This is a genomic window from Marinilactibacillus kalidii (assembly GCF_017599325.1).
Lineage (GTDB): Bacteria > Bacillota > Bacilli > Lactobacillales > Carnobacteriaceae_A > Marinilactibacillus > Marinilactibacillus kalidii.
In genome coordinates this window covers 93,323-109,190 of record NZ_JAGFVM010000003.1, presented here as the reverse complement: position 1 = coordinate 109,190, position 15,868 = coordinate 93,323, and the positions used below count along the sequence as shown (strand labels likewise).

At 37.1% G+C, this 15,868-nt stretch carries 14 protein-coding genes; 1 reads left to right on the top strand and 13 read right to left on the bottom strand.

Going from position 1 to position 15,868, the window contains the following annotated elements; translation table 11 throughout:
- Positions 1-10 precede the first annotated feature (10 nt).
- The 3 genes from J5J05_RS00745 to J5J05_RS00735 form a co-directional block, all read right to left on the bottom strand.
- On the bottom strand, positions 11-2,620 hold the full coding sequence (locus J5J05_RS00745) for an ATP-dependent Clp protease ATP-binding subunit (RefSeq protein WP_208558746.1): 2,610 nt from the start codon (positions 2,618-2,620) through the stop codon (positions 11-13).
- An 87-nt stretch (positions 2,621-2,707) separates the two neighbouring features.
- Positions 2,708-3,049 carry a metal-sulfur cluster assembly factor gene (locus tag J5J05_RS00740; protein ID WP_208558745.1) on the bottom strand — a complete coding sequence of 114 codons (342 nt, stop codon included), beginning with the start codon at positions 3,047-3,049 and terminating at the stop codon, positions 2,708-2,710.
- Between the two features lie 61 nt (positions 3,050-3,110).
- Positions 3,111-3,878, bottom strand: coding sequence for a dienelactone hydrolase family protein (locus tag J5J05_RS00735; RefSeq protein ID WP_208558744.1), 768 nt, complete (start codon positions 3,876-3,878; stop codon positions 3,111-3,113).
- A gap of 136 nt (positions 3,879-4,014) precedes the next feature.
- Between J5J05_RS00735 and J5J05_RS00730 the strand changes: the two genes are divergently transcribed.
- Positions 4,015-4,827, top strand: coding sequence for a Cof-type HAD-IIB family hydrolase (locus J5J05_RS00730; protein WP_208558743.1), 813 nt, complete (start codon positions 4,015-4,017; stop codon positions 4,825-4,827).
- A 54-nt stretch (positions 4,828-4,881) separates the two neighbouring features.
- Here J5J05_RS00730 and J5J05_RS00725 read toward each other — a convergent pair whose 3' ends face one another.
- The 10 genes from J5J05_RS00725 to plsX all read right to left on the bottom strand — a co-directional run bounded on the left by J5J05_RS00725 (position 4,882) and on the right by plsX (position 15,853).
- A complete protein-coding gene (locus J5J05_RS00725) occupies positions 4,882-6,372 on the bottom strand; it encodes a phytoene desaturase family protein (RefSeq protein ID WP_208558742.1) in 1,491 nt (496 codons plus the stop codon).
- 14 nt (positions 6,373-6,386) lie between these two features.
- Positions 6,387-7,064: an ABC transporter ATP-binding protein gene (locus tag J5J05_RS00720; protein WP_208558741.1), complete on the bottom strand. Its 678-nt coding sequence runs from the start codon at positions 7,062-7,064 to the stop codon at positions 6,387-6,389.
- A 10-nt stretch (positions 7,065-7,074) separates the two neighbouring features.
- Positions 7,075-8,166, bottom strand: coding sequence for an ABC transporter permease (locus J5J05_RS00715; protein WP_208558740.1), 1,092 nt, complete (start codon positions 8,164-8,166; stop codon positions 7,075-7,077).
- Between the two features lie 168 nt (positions 8,167-8,334).
- Positions 8,335-10,188 (bottom strand): oligopeptide ABC transporter substrate-binding protein, encoded by a 1,854-nt coding sequence (locus J5J05_RS00710; RefSeq protein WP_208558739.1) that lies wholly within the window; start codon positions 10,186-10,188, stop codon positions 8,335-8,337.
- 19 nt (positions 10,189-10,207) lie between these two features.
- Positions 10,208-11,155, bottom strand: coding sequence for an ABC transporter permease (locus tag J5J05_RS00705; RefSeq protein WP_279633261.1), 948 nt, complete (start codon positions 11,153-11,155; stop codon positions 10,208-10,210).
- A gap of 32 nt (positions 11,156-11,187) precedes the next feature.
- Positions 11,188-12,147 (bottom strand): ABC transporter permease, encoded by a 960-nt coding sequence (locus J5J05_RS00700; protein WP_208558738.1) that lies wholly within the window; start codon positions 12,145-12,147, stop codon positions 11,188-11,190.
- Positions 12,148-12,150: 3 nt separating this feature from the next.
- On the bottom strand, positions 12,151-13,143 hold the full coding sequence (locus tag J5J05_RS00695; protein WP_208558737.1) for an ATP-binding cassette domain-containing protein: 993 nt from the start codon (positions 13,141-13,143) through the stop codon (positions 12,151-12,153).
- A 2-nt stretch (positions 13,144-13,145) separates the two neighbouring features.
- The gene (locus tag J5J05_RS00690) at positions 13,146-14,147 is read right to left on the bottom strand and encodes an ABC transporter ATP-binding protein (RefSeq protein WP_208558736.1); all 1,002 of its coding nucleotides are present in this window, start codon (positions 14,145-14,147) and stop codon (positions 13,146-13,148) included.
- Between the two features lie 239 nt (positions 14,148-14,386).
- A complete protein-coding gene (gene acpP / locus J5J05_RS00685) occupies positions 14,387-14,626 on the bottom strand; it encodes an acyl carrier protein (RefSeq protein WP_208558735.1) in 240 nt (79 codons plus the stop codon).
- 222 nt (positions 14,627-14,848) lie between these two features.
- Positions 14,849-15,853, bottom strand: a complete 1,005-nt coding sequence (gene plsX / locus J5J05_RS00680) for a phosphate acyltransferase PlsX (RefSeq protein ID WP_208558734.1) — start codon at positions 15,851-15,853, stop codon at positions 14,849-14,851.
- Positions 15,854-15,868 lie beyond the last annotated feature (15 nt).

Below are 15,868 nucleotides of genomic sequence, written 5' to 3'. Positions count from 1 at the left end.
AAATAGTCCCTTAAGCTGACTCTGTCGCATTACTTGTTTCAAAAACCAATTGTCCTTCTTTTTCGTTTACGTTGATTACTTCGCCTGTTTTAATCTCATTTGCAATGATCATCTTAGCGATTGGTGTCTCTATTTCATTGGTCAAATACCGTTTGATTGGACGCGCTCCAAATGCTGGATCATAAGCTTCTTCTGCGATCCATTTTTTAGCCTCCGTCGATAATACTAGGCTAAAGCCATTATTTGTTAATCTATTTTTCAAATCTTCAACCAGTTTCTCTACAATTTTGACCATATCTTTTTTTGTTATCGGTGAAAATAATACAATATCATCGAGTCGATTCAAAAATTCTGGTCTAAAGGATTCAAACAATCGTTTTCTAACCTTTGTTTCAGTTACTTCTTGAATAACACCCTCTTCAGAAGTTTCTTCTAATAAAAGATCAGATCCGATATTACTTGTGAGTATAAGCACAGTATTTTTAAAATCGATCAACTGACCTTTTGCATCTGTTAATCGTCCTTCGTCTAACACTTGCAAGAGAATATTAAAGACGTCCGGATGGGCTTTTTCTACTTCGTCTAACAGTAAGATCGTATAAGGATGATTTCGTACAGCTTCCGTCAATTGTCCGCCTTCATCATATCCCACGTATCCAGGAGGTGAACCAATCAGTCTAGAAACACTATGTTTCTCCATGTATTCACTCATGTCTAAGCGAACCATCTGATCTTTACTGTCAAATAAATTTAATGCAAGCGTTCTTGCCAACTCTGTTTTACCCACACCTGTAGGACCTAAAAATAAAAACGATCCTAATGGACGGTTTGGATCTTGAATACCTGCTCTTGCACGTAAAATGGCATCTGTCACAACATTCACGGCTTCATCCTGACCAATCACTTGGGTTTTCATTGCTGCATTCAAGTTTAGTAGTTTATCTCTTTCCGTTTGTACAAGTCGAGTGACTGGTATACCTGTAATTCTTGCAACAACTTCTGCCATCTCATCTTCTGTTACCGTTTCTTGTACTAATCTATTTTCTGATGATCGACTAGCTTGATGGATCGTTTCTAATTCAATTTGTTCTTTTTCAAGTGACGGAATAATACCATGACGCAACTTGGCAGCTTCTTCAAGATTATAGTCCGATTCAGCCTCTTCCAGTTTTCGTTTAGCCTGTTCAATTTCAGCTTTTTTATCTTGAATGTCTTGCATGGAAACTTTTTCCTTATTCCATCTCAAAGTCAGCACTTGAACTTCTTCTCTAATAGAAGCAAGTTCCTCTTGAATGATTCCAAGACGTGCTCTACTTTTGTCATCTGATTCTTCTTTAAGGGCTTGCTCTTCAATTTCTAATTGCATCTGTCTTCTCATCAACTGATCTAATTCTGTCGGCATAGAATTCATTTCTACTCGTATACTTGCACAAGCTTCGTCCACCAAATCAATCGCCTTATCTGGTAAAAAACGTTCAGTCATATATCGACTAGATAATTGAACGGCTGCTACCAAAGCATTATCTTGAATATTAACGCCATGGTGAATCTCGAACCGCTCTTTCAAACCTCTCAATATGCTGATTGCTTCTTCTATTGTTGGTTCATTAACGATAACCTTTTGAAATCTTCTTTCCAATGCTTTATCTTTTTCCATATAGTTTTTATATTCGTTGATCGTTGTTGCACCGATGCAGTGTAGTTCTCCCCTTGCCAGCATGGGTTTTAGCAGATTCCCGGCATCCATACTCCCTTCGGTCTTGCCCGCTCCTACAATCGTATGAATTTCGTCGATGAATAAAATGATATTTCCTTCACTCTTCTTCACTTCTTTTAAAACAGCTTTCAGTCTCTCTTCAAATTCTCCACGATATTTTGCGCCGGCTATCAAAGCACCCATATCTAAGGAATAGAGTTGTTTGTTTTTAATATTTTCTGGCACGTCATTTCGTACGATTCTCTGTGCCAATCCTTCTATGATCGCTGTTTTCCCAACACCTGGTTCTCCAATCAATATCGGGTTATTCTTTGTTTTCCTAGATAATATTCTGATGACATCTCTAATTTCATCATCTCTTCCGATGATTGGATCTTGGTTCCCCTCTTTAACTTGCTTGATCAAGTCAATTGAATAGGCCTCTAATGCTTGATAGGCAGACTCTTGAGATGCACTTTGCACAGTTTCTCCACCTCTCCATTCTAAGATTTTTTCTGTAAGGCCTTTTTCTGTTAAACCTTTGGATTCAAGATAAGTCTTTATTGGATGCTGCTGTGACATAAGCGCAATCAATACGACGTCCACAGCAATATATTGATCGCCAATAGAATACGCAACTTGTTCAGCTTTTTGAAGTAATGTGTAAAGATCACTATCGATTTGACTACCATGCGCGACGGAGCCACCTTCTACAACCGGAATACCGTCCAATTGCTTCTCAACTTGTTGTAACAATTCATCGACATTAATCGAACATTTTTCATATAATTGATACGCTAAATGATCAGGTTGCATAAATGTCCGCCACAAATGTGTGATGCCAACAAGCTGGTGATGTCTGACTTTCGCAATTTCTTGAGCACTTGAAATAGATTCTTGCATGACCTTAGTATATTCAGCCATAAAATCCCCCTTTTCATCTCAATGATTTAATTTATTCTATTAAAAAAGAACTGAGCTTGATAGCGAACTCAATTCTTTTTCTCCTCATTATCTTATCCCTAACGCAATACGTGCGTAGCGACTCATTCTAGTCGTATCCCATGCAGGATACCAGACTAATTTAACGTCTGTCTCTGTAATTTCTGGAACAGCTTCCATTGCATTTAAAATATCTTCTGTAATGACATCTGCTAAAGGACAACCCATTGTCGTTAAAGTGATTTTAACTTCACAGTATCCTCCATTGAAGACATTTACTTCATAAATCAATCCAAGATTAACGATATCGATACCAAGCTCTGGATCAATAACTTGTTCCATAGCTTCCATAATTTGATTTTTAATAGTCTCAATTTTTTCTTCAGACCAAACTGTGTTTTCTTCTGACATCGTGGTCCTCCTTAATTTCCTATCTTTAAGTCATCATAACATACTCTAAATCATAGAATAATTAATTTTCGGCGAAACTTTTCTCGAAAAACGCCGCCATCTCTACAGCAATTTCGTAAGGAACTTTATGTCCATGCCCAGAACCAATAGAAAAAGAGATGTTTTTTGCATAGGGTTCATCTTTGATCCCTTGGATAAAGGCTTCTGTCTGTTCAAAAGGAACAAGCTCATCTTTCGTACCGTGCCAGAAATAAACGGATTTACCCGCAATCTTTTCAGGTTGCTTGATTAATGAAATATGATTGAGCTGTTTTTCTGCTTCTCCAGTGATCAGACCATCCACATTTTCATATCCATCGTACCACTTTGAAGTCAGTAGCCATTTAGAAAAAGCCACCGGCGAAGGATTCCCCATTAGTATAGCAGCCGAGTGGATCCAATCAAATTGTGTCAACATTGCGCTTGTTGTGATCCCCCCCATAGAAAGACCACTGATACCGAATTTTTCGGGTTGTGATAAATTTTCTGATAAATAATAGTCTCTAATCATCGAGACTTCTTTTAGATTTTGTGTAATCACTTTCCAGAATAAAGATGGGTCTTGATTTTGTTGCATATTATCCATTCTTTCACCATGCATATATGCTTCTGGTAAAATTGCTCGAATGCCTCTTTTGGCCAATTCATAACCTTGGACTAATACAGATTCCTTATGACTTGTCCACCCATGATAAAAAATGACTGTCGGTAACGATTCATTCTTCCATTCATCTTTCACCACTTCTAGAACTGGAATCTCACCGATTGTTTTCTGGATGATTTGAAACATCTCACTCACTCCAATGACATATACTTTTTATTTTCAGTTTGTTATACTTAAATAGATATCCTCTATTATTTTATCACAGATCGAATTTTTTTTATATTAGCTACAATGATATTTATTGTTTAAAAGGAGTAATTAGATGAACCGAAAATTGATTGCATTAGACTTGGACGGGACGACACTGAACGATGTTCAAGAGATCACACCAGAAACACATAAAGTACTTGATAGATTGAGAGATCAAGGCCACATCGTTTCAATCGCGACCGGTCGTCCTTTCAGAAATAGTTACTATTATTATAAACAACTAGAAATGACAACACCTATCGTTAACTTTAACGGTGCTTGGTGTCACAACCCTTCAGATAAAGATTGGGCACATGGCTATCACAAATCATTGAGCAAAGAATTAGCATTGTCTATGCTCTCTTTGAAAGATGACCCAGATGTTCAACTAATTGCGGCAGAATCTAGAGAAGGTATTTACATTCATGGTGATTTCATTCCATATCCTGACTTTTTCCCAGATGGCGTGGGTGTAAGCAAACCACTTACTTCTGAAACATTATTAATAGACCCAACATCTGTTGGCGTATTTACTAATACCCAAACAAATCAACCAATCATTGAAGAACGAATCATCAAACACTATGGTGATGCTGTTGAAGTCAGAAGTTGGGGTGGTTTTGCGCCGTGCCTTGAAGTTGTCGCAGCCGGTGTACAAAAAGCTATGGGTGTTGAACGTATCGCAGCTTATTATAATATCGACCGCAAGGATATTTTAGCCTTCGGTGACGAGGAAAACGATTATGAAATGATCCAATATGCTGGACATGGTGTTGTCATGAAGAATGGAAATGACAAATTAAAAGTCGTTGCGGATGATTTAACAAGCAAAACGAATCATGAACATGGCTTAGCAGATTATCTGACAAACTATTTCAAATTATAGACAAAAGAAAAAGCTTTGAACGAAAGGATCAACTCTTCCGTTCAAAGCTTCTTTTTATTTATCGTCTAAAATCAATTCATCGACAGCAATTTTAGCTGAAGTCAACACGATTGGTACACCTGCTCCTGGATGCGTGCTACTACCTGTGAAGTACAAGTTTTCACAATTTTTCGCTTTAGCTTGCGGTCTAAAGTGATTACTTTGCATCAAAGTTGGTTGCAATCCGAAACAAGCACCATTGTATGCGTTAAACTTATCTCTCCAATCAATCGGTGTCATGTAAGATTCTGAAATAATTTCATCTTCTACATTTTCAAATCCTTCGATTGTTTTCAGTTTCATGAACACTCTGTCACGGTAATATTGAATCGTGTCTTCGTTCCATTCATATTTAGATGTTGATAAATCAGATACGGGTACTAATATATACAAGCCATCTTTTCCTTCAGGTGCGAGTGAAGGATCCATTTTTGATCCCATATAAACATAAAATGAAGGATCCGTTAAAACATCACCTGCAAAAATATCATCTAAGTTTTCATCTAAATCTTTAGAAAACACAAAGTTGTGCATATTTTTGATTTTATCGTATTTTTTATCCATACCCAAGTACATGATGAAACAAGAACAAGAATATTTCATACTATCAACTTTTTTATCTGTATATTTCCCCTTAGATTTCTTATCTTGCACCAAATTTTTAATGGCATAAGGGAAATCTGCATTACACATAACATAATCAGACGCAATCATTTCATTGTTTACTCTGATTCCTTTAGCTTCTTGTTTTTCAATAACGATCTCATCAACTGGTGTATCATAATGGACTTTACCACCTAGTTCTAAGAATAATTTTTCCATACCGGTAGCCATTGTATGCATACCACCTTTAATGAACCAGACACCATACAAGTATTCAATCATCGGAATGATCGTATACAAAGAAGGTCCGTTATTAGGCGATACACCAATATAAAGGGTTTGAAAGCTCAAGATTTGCTGCAGCCTTTTATCGCTAATGTATTTAGCAATCGAATGGTTGGCACTGTCAAATGTTTTCAGTTTTAGAGCTTGATGAATCATTTTAGGATTATAAAAGTCACTTGCATTTCTAAAAGGCCTTTGAATGAAATGCTCTTTCGCAACGATAAATCTTTCATAAATATCTTTCAAATAGCCTAAAAACCCAGCCATATCTTGGTCACTGATATTTTCCATCTCTTGGGTTATTTTCGTCAAATCTGAAGATACACTGATTTCTTCGTCTCCAAAAAATGCGGAATACATTGGATCGACTCTCTGCATTGGAATATAATCATCAGGATTCCTTCCAGCAAGTTCGAAAACTTCTTTGTAAAGATCTGGCATCATGACTAAACTTGGTCCCATATCAAATGTAAATCCATCTTTTTGTAGCTGATTCATCTTTCCACCGGGGATCGATTCTTTTTCATAAAGCGTCACATCATACCCTGCATGCTGTAATCGAATGGCACTTGCTAAACCGGCTGCTCCGGCTCCAATCACACTAACTGTTTTCTTCATTATTTTCCTCATTTCTATTCTTCAAGTTTCTTTTCAAGTACACCGTCTTTCATAATATAAACTGAATCGCAGTATGTCGTCAACCTTTCGTCGTGTGTGACCATAATTGTCGCTTTTTTCTTGTTTTTTGTTTCACGCGCTAGAATTTCTACTACTTCAAACGCTCTTGATGTATCTAGACTAGCTGTAGGTTCGTCTGCCAAAATAACGGTTGGATCGTGATACAACGCTCTCGCGATTGCTGCTCTCTGTCGCTCTCCACCGGATAAGTCACTAGGATATTTATCCGCTAAGTCCATTATATCTAATTCACTCAACAATTTCTTGATTCTTTCTTGATCTATGTTAGACTTTTTCACTTTATTGACGAGCATCAATTGTTCTTTGACGGTTAAGAAAGGGACTAGATTAGATGCTTGAAGGATAAATCCAATTTCTTTAAACCTTCTTTTAGCTCTTTCTTTTTCTTTGAGCTCACTAAACTGTTGATCTGCTATAAACACGCTACCTTCAGAGGGTTGTTGTAATCCACCAATAATGGTCAAAAAGGTACTTTTACCTGAACCACTTGGACCAATGATGGCAACAAATTCACCTGGTTGAACAGAAAAATCCGTTTCTTTTAGCGCTTCAATCGTTTTACTACCATCTTTGAAACTTTTACTTACTTGTTTAAGTTCAATTGAATTCATGCGTTACCTCCTATTCTATTGCTTCTAACGGATCGATTTTCACGACTGTCCTGACAGAGAACACGGCTCCTATTAATGCGAATAAAATAAGAGCTACCATCGTAGCTATTAAGAACAAATAGTTGTTCTGATACGGTACGGCTGTAGGTAAGAATAAGCCAGTTGCAATGGTCAGTCCAAATCCTATGAGTACACCGATTAAAGCTAAAATGAAAGTCTGAGCAATAACGGATTTAGCAATATAACCAGATGATATACCTTGCGCTTTCATCACACCGAGCATAGAAGCTTTTTGCAGCGTTAAAACATAGATAAATATACCAATTACAAGAGCCGCAATCACAACAAGGAAACCAATCATCAAGCCAAACGTTAATACTTGTGCATTGTAACCAGGTAAATTATTAATGAATTCACTAATTGGATAAACCTCAACATCTTCATTATCAACAGCTACATCTTCTAAATCCTCATCACTTCTAACAATGATACTATTGATAGGATAAGCGGTATTTTCCGAGAGTTGGTCGTCATCATATTTTATAGACTCCACTGTATCTACATTGGTATATAGTACAGGTCCCACTCTAAATTTCGCGTTTTCTGTGAATCCAGCAATCTCCAAGGTGCGATCTTGTCCAGATATTTTTAGCGTATCTCCTACTTCAAGACCATCTTCTGTCTTTAGAGATTGATCTGCTACTACTGTCCCATCTGCAAAAGAATTGCCTTCGGAAATTTCAGGATTTAAAAATCCATCTTCTTCAATTCCAAATAAGGTAACATCGATATTATCTTCAGTATCCTCTGAATCTTCTATACGCACAATATTTGAGCTAACCGTTAATTCAGCCATTTCCGGACTAGTGATATCATCAGAAATATCCTCATCAAACATCGAACTATCTAAGTTCAAGTTTGACTCGTTTGTCAAGACAATGCCATCTGCATCCCATTTATCGACAGCCATACGGTTTTCTTGCGCAAGACCATAGGCCAATCCGGTTAAAAACGAAACAAGATAAGAGACTAGCACAACAATACCTATAATTAAGGCGAACCTCGTCTTAGAATGTTTGATTTCTCTCCAAGCTAAAAACATATTTTTCATTCCTTCCTTATCTAAAATATTTAAAATAACACGCGTTTGCAGAGCCTAATGTTCATATTATCATATATCTGTCAAAAATAGTTAGCAAAATGAATCAAAGAAAAAAAGCTAGTCAGAAAAAATTCTGACTAACTTTTTTTAAAAAACCATTAGTAAATATTATTCAGTTGCACGTGTATCAGAAGTCAAGTACCAAGTGTGATAAGCAACGCCCGGATCTTCTGGATTAGCACCTACAGTAATATCATACGCACCTACACGGTTGTTAACTGGGAAAACTTCTGTACGGAATAGTGTTGGAATAATTGGTAATTCTTCCATGAAGTATTCTTGCCATTCATTGAATACTCCTGCACGCCATTCAGTGTCAAAGCCTTCAGCGCTTAACATCTGTTCCATATATTCGTTATTTTCATCAGTAACCCAACGCGTATAGTTGAAGGGTGCTGTTTCTCCATAAAGACCATCCGGTGTAGGATCAGTACCTGTACCCCACGCGCCTTGATAAATATCGATCTTAGGATCATCAGCTTCTACGCGGTCGTAGAAAGAGTTAAATTCATGTAGACGACCTTCAAGCAGTTGAACATTCAATCCAATACGTTTCCAAGATTGGATATAATATTCAGAGATTGGCTCAGCTACATCTGATCCAGACATAGATGCAAAATTGATTACCAGCTCTTCACCTTCTGGTGTTAAACGATATTCTTCATTTTCATCCCACTCATATCCAGCATCATCTAAGATTTTATTTGCTTCATCAAGATTATATGGATATCCTTCAAGCTCTTCATTGTAATAGTCTGAGAAGTTAGGGATAATTGGAGAAGTTGCACGACGACGTAAGCCTTGATAGAAGTTAGATCCTACTGCATCGTTATCAATCGAATATGCCATAGCTTTACGTAAGTTTTTATCTGCCATTTTAGCATCTGGGTTATAAACATTCTTAGCTGGCTCATCGCCTTCGCCTTCTTGCCATTCACCTAATTTAAAACCAATATAAGTGTATGAGTTTTCATCACGACCGGCAATTTTATAGCCAGGAAGATCTGCAAAAGTGTCATATTGATCAGTAGGCATTTTAAGGAATAAATCAAATTGAGCATTTTCCATAGCTGCTACTGCTGTAGAAGTAGGAACTGTTTGTAATTCGATACCATCAAGAACTGGTTTACCTCTCCAATACTCATCATAACGTGAATACGATACAGACTCGCCCGGAACGATATTATCTACTTTAAATGGTCCGTAACCTAGTGGTTTTTCACGAATCTCAGGTGCAGATTCTAAATCAGCTACAGGAATATCTCCCGTATAATGACGTGGTGCTGCATAACCCCAAATTCCTCCGCCGGCTTGTAACATTTGCACACCGACTTCTTGATATTGAATTGTTAATGTCATGTTATCATCAGAAAGTGTCATCCCTGAAATCGAATCAGCATTACCATTTTTATATTCGTCAATGCCGACAATATTTTGTAAGTCTGAAGTATAGCGAACACCTGCATAATCAGGATCTGCAATGATTTCATGTGCATATAGCACGTCATCGGCAGTTAACGGTTCACCGTCATGCCATGTTATACCATCTTTAACGGTTATCGTAACCGTATTATTTTCTTGATCAAGCTCCATAGTAGCTGCACCTGAATCATCAATCTGATAATTTTCATCAGCTCCGAAGAGTTCCCCCATTGTATAAGCCATTACTTGAGCGTCAGGGTCACCACTATAAAGTTCCCAACTGAAAATTCCAGTGAATGGAGAATCAGATACGTAACCGATACTCATCGTTCCGCCATCAATAGCTTCCCCTTCATTTTCAATCTGAGTGTCAAAAGTTAATACCTCAGGTTCGCCATCGCCTTCGGAAGCCGAATCATTTCCCCCATCATTCGTTCCTCCATTATTACTTGAATCATCTGAAGATCCCCCACAAGCAGCTAATAGTAATGCCACAGCAGCTGAACTAGCTAGTAAGCTATTTCTTTTTTTATTTGACATATTCTTTCTCCCCTTTTCTTTAACCTAATCTTTGTTTAGAATCTGCCGCACGTTGTAGTGCACGACCGACATAGTTTATACACAGCACCAATACTAAAATCAATATTGAAGCTGGTAACCAAACCCATCCTTTATTCCCCAGAACATCTGGGTTTTGAGCTGTTGAAACGAGTGAACCTAAACTTGGAACATTTGGTGGTAAACCAAATCCAAGGAAAGATAACCCCGTTTCAAGCCCGATATTACCGGCAAAGTTCAATGTCAAATTTACAATGATCAATGAACTGATATTTGGCATCATTTCACGAAGTATGATCAATAACGTGGGTGTACCCATTGTTTTAGACGCGCTAATGAAATCTAATTTACCAACAGTTAGTGCCCGCCCACGAATGAATCTAGCCTGACCTACCCATAAAAAAGCACTCATAATTAGGATAAAAGCTGCAACACCGTAGTTCGGTACTAATGTCACAAAGATAATGATAATCATTAATTGCGGTAAAATCATGATGAAATCAATAATTCGCATAATAATATTGTCAACTAATCCTGCGTAATAAGCGGCTAGAATACCAATTAGCACGCCAAGAATACTTGTGATTACAGTGACAGCTAAGCCAATTGATAGTGAGTTTCTAGCACCGATAATTAGTAAGCCAAATACATCTCGACCTGCTGAATCAGTACCTAGAAGATACTGCGTTCCCTCAAAGAAAGGATCAGTACTCATAGACATTGGCGGTAGATAAGAATCAAAAAGGCTTACTGTGGTGACAACATCCTGATCTAACAACAATGCGACAACATAAACTGTTACAAGGATTGCAACCATTAATATTAAAGAAGCAAGTGCTAGCTTATCTTTAGCAAATTCTTTAACAATCACTTTAAACCCCATCGGTGGTAAAGAAGCACTAGCATCATCTGACATGACTGTTGCTTCGGCATCTTGGTTTGTAGCCATAAGAAAATTCATTCCTTTCTAATAATAGATATCTAATCAATACGAATACGAGGGTCTACTGCCATTAATATTAAATCTGATAATAATGTCCCAATTAGACCTAGTATTCCATATAGGAGTACTAAAACAAAAATCACACTGTAGTCACGCGTATTGATCGAGTCTAAGAATAATTTTCCCATACCACTGTAACTAAATATTTGCTCAATGAATATTGAACCAGTCAATAGGTTTACAATCGTATAGCCAAACCCTGATGCGATAGGTAGCGACGCGTTACGAAAAATATGTTTTGTATAAACTTTGTTAATGGGGACTCCTTTTGAGCGTGCTGTTTTAACATAATCAGAAACTTTTGCATCAATGATTTCCGTTCGAAGGTATTGTATGATACTAACGGTACCCAATACTGCTGTAGTGATGGATGGTAAAATCAAATGGTACATTCGACTCCAAGTTCTTTCCCAAAATGTCACAGCTGAAACATCAATAGATCCACGAGATGGGAACCAGCCCAAATTAAATCCAAAAATATAAACCATTAGTAAAGCCAAAACAAACGTAGGTACGGCAAAACTCACAAAGTTGTATATAATAACTGATTTATCAAGAATCGAGTCATTGTAGCGTCCAGACAAAATCCCCAGTGGAAGACCAATCATATAGGTCAAAACAGTAGACAATAAAGAAAGTCTAACCGTATTGCCTAATCTGTCCCCAATAACATTCACGACACTCGTTTTATAATTAAAACTTCTACCAAAATCTCCCTGAAGCGCATTCCCTACCCAACGTATGTACTTTACAGGTAATGGATCATTTAGCCCAAAACGTTCACGCATAGCATCTAGTTGTGCAGGATCAATGTTTGGATCAATCATCCCAGTGAATGGATCCCCAGGCATAAATTCAGCAATAATAAAGATCAATATACTTAAAATGATAATTTGGGGAATCATCAGTAAAAGTCTTCTAAATATTGTTTTCCACATAGCTTATGCTTCCCCTCCTGTATTTATTGACTCATTTTGAAGGGAACTATTTGATCCCTCTGGTTTAGTAGCAACGAAGTGATTACCTTTATATGATTGAAGGTCGTACACTCGACCATCTGGATCGTAATATTCGGTTTCTTGGGCGTCATATTCAGCTTCAACACGCTGACGTTCAATCTTCTTCTCTTCTCGAGTAGAAGGATCCATATCAGGTATGGCTGATAATAAGCGCTTTGTATAGATATGTTGAGGATCGTTGTAGATGGTCTCTTTAGGACCCTTTTCAACGAAACGACCCTTGTGCATGATCGCAATGTTATCTGACATATGTCTTACAACACCCAAATCATGAGAAATAAATAAGTAACTCAAATTGTATTCTTTTTGAATTCTACGCATAAAGTTAAGTACTTGCGCTTGAACAGATAAATCCAGTGCCGAAGTCGGCTCATCTGCTATAATCAGTTTTGGATCACTGGCTACAGCTCTAGCAACACCAATACGTTGACGCTGTCCACCAGAAAATTCGTGTGGATATTTGTACATTGCTTCAGGATTCATCCCTACTATGTCCAATAACTCGGCAACTCTTCTTTTGATTTCATCCGGAGTGTAGTCGAAGTAGTTGTGCATCGGTTCACCCATTACGTCAATGATTCGCTTCTTAGGATTCATTGAAGATGTAGAATCTTGAAAAATCATTTGGACATCTTTGTTATAATTCGCGTATTTTTTCTTGCGACTACGTGCTCTATTTGTCACATTTTCGCCTTCATATAATATTTTACCTGAAGTAGCTTTTTCTAGCCCGATGATCGTTTTACCAATCGTCGTCTTTCCAGAACCAGATTCTCCAACTAAACCATAGGTCTTTCCACTTTCAATCGTTAAATTTACACCATCAACTGCTCGAACGTAATCTTGGATGGTATTTAAGACACCACCTCTAACAGGATAATGTACTTTTAAGTCTTTCACTTCCAAAAATCCCATAGTTACTTTTCCTCCCCTTCAAAGTGGAAATGTTTCCAGCTATTTCCTCTTACTTTGTGGTTCGGAGCAATTTCCGTTAACTCAGGATTCTCATCAAATGCTTCATCTGGAATCCAAGGAATTCTCGGTCTGAAGCGATCCCCTTTACGAGGTAAGTGTTGAAGAGATGGAACTGTTCCGTGAATAACGTGTAATTCTTCGCCTTCTTCAAGTTCGTGAGGAATTGAATTTAGTAGTGATCGTGTATATGGATGTTTAGGATCTTTGAACAAGACATCTACAGGTGCTTCTTCAACAATTTGTCCTGCGTACATAACAGCAACTCTATCAGCTGTTTCAGCTACTACGCCAAGATCATGGGTAATTAGGATAATACCGGATCCCGTTTCAGCTTGGATATCTCTCATCAAGTCAAGAATCTGTGCTTGAATCGTAACATCCAACGCAGTTGTTGGTTCATCTGCAATAATAATTGGTGGCTTATTCGCTAAGGCAATCGCAATAACGATTCTTTGTCTCATCCCACCAGATAATTCATGAGGGTAAGCTTTCATGATTTGTTCAGGTCTTGGTATCCCAACTTGGTTCAATAGTTCTAGTACTCTTGCTCTGATTTGCTTATCATCAAAATCCGTATGATAGATTAGCGCTTCAGCAATTTGATTGTAAATCGTCATGAGCGGGTTTAATGAGCCCAAAGGATCTTGGAAAATCATTCCGATATCATTACCACGTATACGGTTATATAACCGTTCATTCAAATCTGTTAAATCTAAGTCTTTGTATAAGATTTCTCCACTAATTTTTGTATTGTTAGGATCGTGCAACCCCATAATAGCAGTAGCTAATGTAGATTTGCCACAGCCGGATTCTCCTACGATTGCTAAAATTTCATTCTTTTTAAGTGTCAGTGATACCCCATCAACTGCATTGTGGTATTCTTCACCGAACCGGAATCCAGTTTTTAAGTTGTTAACTTCCAATAAGTTCTGTTCGACGGCCACTGTTTAACCTCCTATGCATTTCTTCTACATTAAAAATGAGAAGAACATTAAATGATTGGATCATTTTATAACCAATCGCTTAATATTATAAAATGAATTATACACTTTCTAAATTCTAATTTCAATAGTTCATTTATCATTTTATAACAGAATATTAAAAAAATAAGTTAAATTCTCATTTTACTAATTATATTTATTTCATTCTATGTAAATAGTTTATGATATAAAAAAAAAGCGAATCACTGATTCGCTTTTATATAATCTACTGCTTTTCCAACTGTCGTAATATTCTCGGCATCTTCATCAGAAATTTCATTTCCGAATGTATCTTCAAGTTCCATCACTAACTCCACAATATCAAGTGAATCAGCACCTAAATCTTCTTTGAATGTCGTATCTCTATTAATTTTATCCTCATCGACACCTAGTCTTTCTACAATAATCCCTTTTACTTTATCAAAAATTTCTTGCTCATCCATAAACTATATACCTCCAGCGTTTTTTTCTGAGAGACATAAGTATAACTCAGATAGTTATACATTAGTCTTCTCATTAATTGTTTTTCAATCTTGACTCACATTAGCCATTGTAGACCAAATCCGTAAATATTTCCATATTTATTAATAGATTAACCCTACCCATACTATGATTTGTCAGATTATTTAAAATATTCCTCTTAGAATAAAGCGTTACTAAACTTATTATTGTTCGATATTTTCATAATACTCGACAAGATCACCGACAACATTAGAAGAAAGCATTTCTCTAATTTGCTTGATTGTCTGATAGACTGGTTCCGCAGTAGCGGATCCATGCGTTTTCACTACGGGTGCTTTAAGACCGACTAGCACTGCACCACCATGTTTAGAGTAGTCCATCACTTCTTTCATATTTGAAAGACTGTCTTTTAATAGCAATCCTCCCATTTTTGCTTTTATACCATTATTCATGATCGAACTTTTAATGAGTTTTGACATAGAAAGTGCTGTACCTTCAATCGTTTTCAAAACAGCATTCCCTGTAAACCCATCGGCTACAACAACATCTGCTACTCCATTGAGTAATTCTCTTGATTCAACATTACCCACAAAATTGATTGCATCATTTTCTTTCAATAATTTATATGCTTCTTTTGTTACTTCATTTCCTTTGTTTTCTTCCGTTCCATTATTTAACAAGCCTACTCTAGGATTTTCAACACCACGAACAAATTTCGCATAATAGGTACCTAAGGTAGCATATTGATTAATGTTAGTTGGCTTACTGTCTGCATTCGCACCAACATCAAGAAGGTTAAAGGCATCCGCATTATCGCTCATCACAGGTAAGGTTGCTAACAACCCCGGTCTATCTATCCCTTTAACACGACCGATTATAAGTGTGCCTGAAGCAAGTAGCGCGCCTGTATTACCGGCTGAGAAGAGTGCATCATTTTCTTGCTCTTTAACAGATCTGGCAGCCATAACCATAGAAGCATCTTTTTTTCTTCTAATTGAACGTACGGGATCATCATCACTATTGATTTTCTCATCCGTGTGCACAATTTCAATATTTTCAAGTTCTTCACTCATGTACTTTTTGATCATATCTTCTTTCCCATACAATACGATCGTGATATCTTTAAATTCTTTTGCAGCCATCATACTGCCTTCTACTAAAGCTTGAGGTGCATTATCTCCACCCATTGCGTCTACTGCTATTCTCATTTTAAAAAATTCCTC

What these genes read in the sequence shown, in the direction of transcription:
- J5J05_RS00705 (WP_279633261.1), bottom strand. Translation starts at nt 11,155, where the DNA reads ATGGCTACAAACCAAGATGCCGAAGCAACAGTCATGTCAGATGATGCT.
- J5J05_RS00735 (WP_208558744.1), bottom strand. Translation starts at nt 3,878, where the DNA reads ATGTTTCAAATCATCCAGAAAACAATCGGTGAGATTCCAGTTCTAGAA.
- J5J05_RS00710 (WP_208558739.1), bottom strand. Translation starts at nt 10,188, where the DNA reads ATGTCAAATAAAAAAAGAAATAGCTTACTAGCTAGTTCAGCTGCTGTG.
- plsX (WP_208558734.1), bottom strand. Translation starts at nt 15,853, where the DNA reads ATGAGAATAGCAGTAGACGCAATGGGTGGAGATAATGCACCTCAAGCT.
- J5J05_RS00745 (WP_208558746.1), bottom strand. Translation starts at nt 2,620, where the DNA reads ATGGCTGAATATACTAAGGTCATGCAAGAATCTATTTCAAGTGCTCAA.
- J5J05_RS00695 (WP_208558737.1), bottom strand. Translation starts at nt 13,143, where the DNA reads ATGGGATTTTTGGAAGTGAAAGACTTAAAAGTACATTATCCTGTTAGA.
- J5J05_RS00730 (WP_208558743.1), top strand. Translation starts at nt 4,015, where the DNA reads ATGAACCGAAAATTGATTGCATTAGACTTGGACGGGACGACACTGAAC.
- J5J05_RS00740 (WP_208558745.1), bottom strand. Translation starts at nt 3,049, where the DNA reads ATGTCAGAAGAAAACACAGTTTGGTCTGAAGAAAAAATTGAGACTATT.
- J5J05_RS00700 (WP_208558738.1), bottom strand. Translation starts at nt 12,147, where the DNA reads ATGTGGAAAACAATATTTAGAAGACTTTTACTGATGATTCCCCAAATT.
- J5J05_RS00725 (WP_208558742.1), bottom strand. Translation starts at nt 6,372, where the DNA reads ATGAAGAAAACAGTTAGTGTGATTGGAGCCGGAGCAGCCGGTTTAGCA.
- J5J05_RS00715 (WP_208558740.1), bottom strand. Translation starts at nt 8,166, where the DNA reads ATGTTTTTAGCTTGGAGAGAAATCAAACATTCTAAGACGAGGTTCGCC.
- J5J05_RS00720 (WP_208558741.1), bottom strand. Translation starts at nt 7,064, where the DNA reads ATGAATTCAATTGAACTTAAACAAGTAAGTAAAAGTTTCAAAGATGGT.
- acpP (WP_208558735.1), bottom strand. Translation starts at nt 14,626, where the DNA reads ATGGATGAGCAAGAAATTTTTGATAAAGTAAAAGGGATTATTGTAGAA.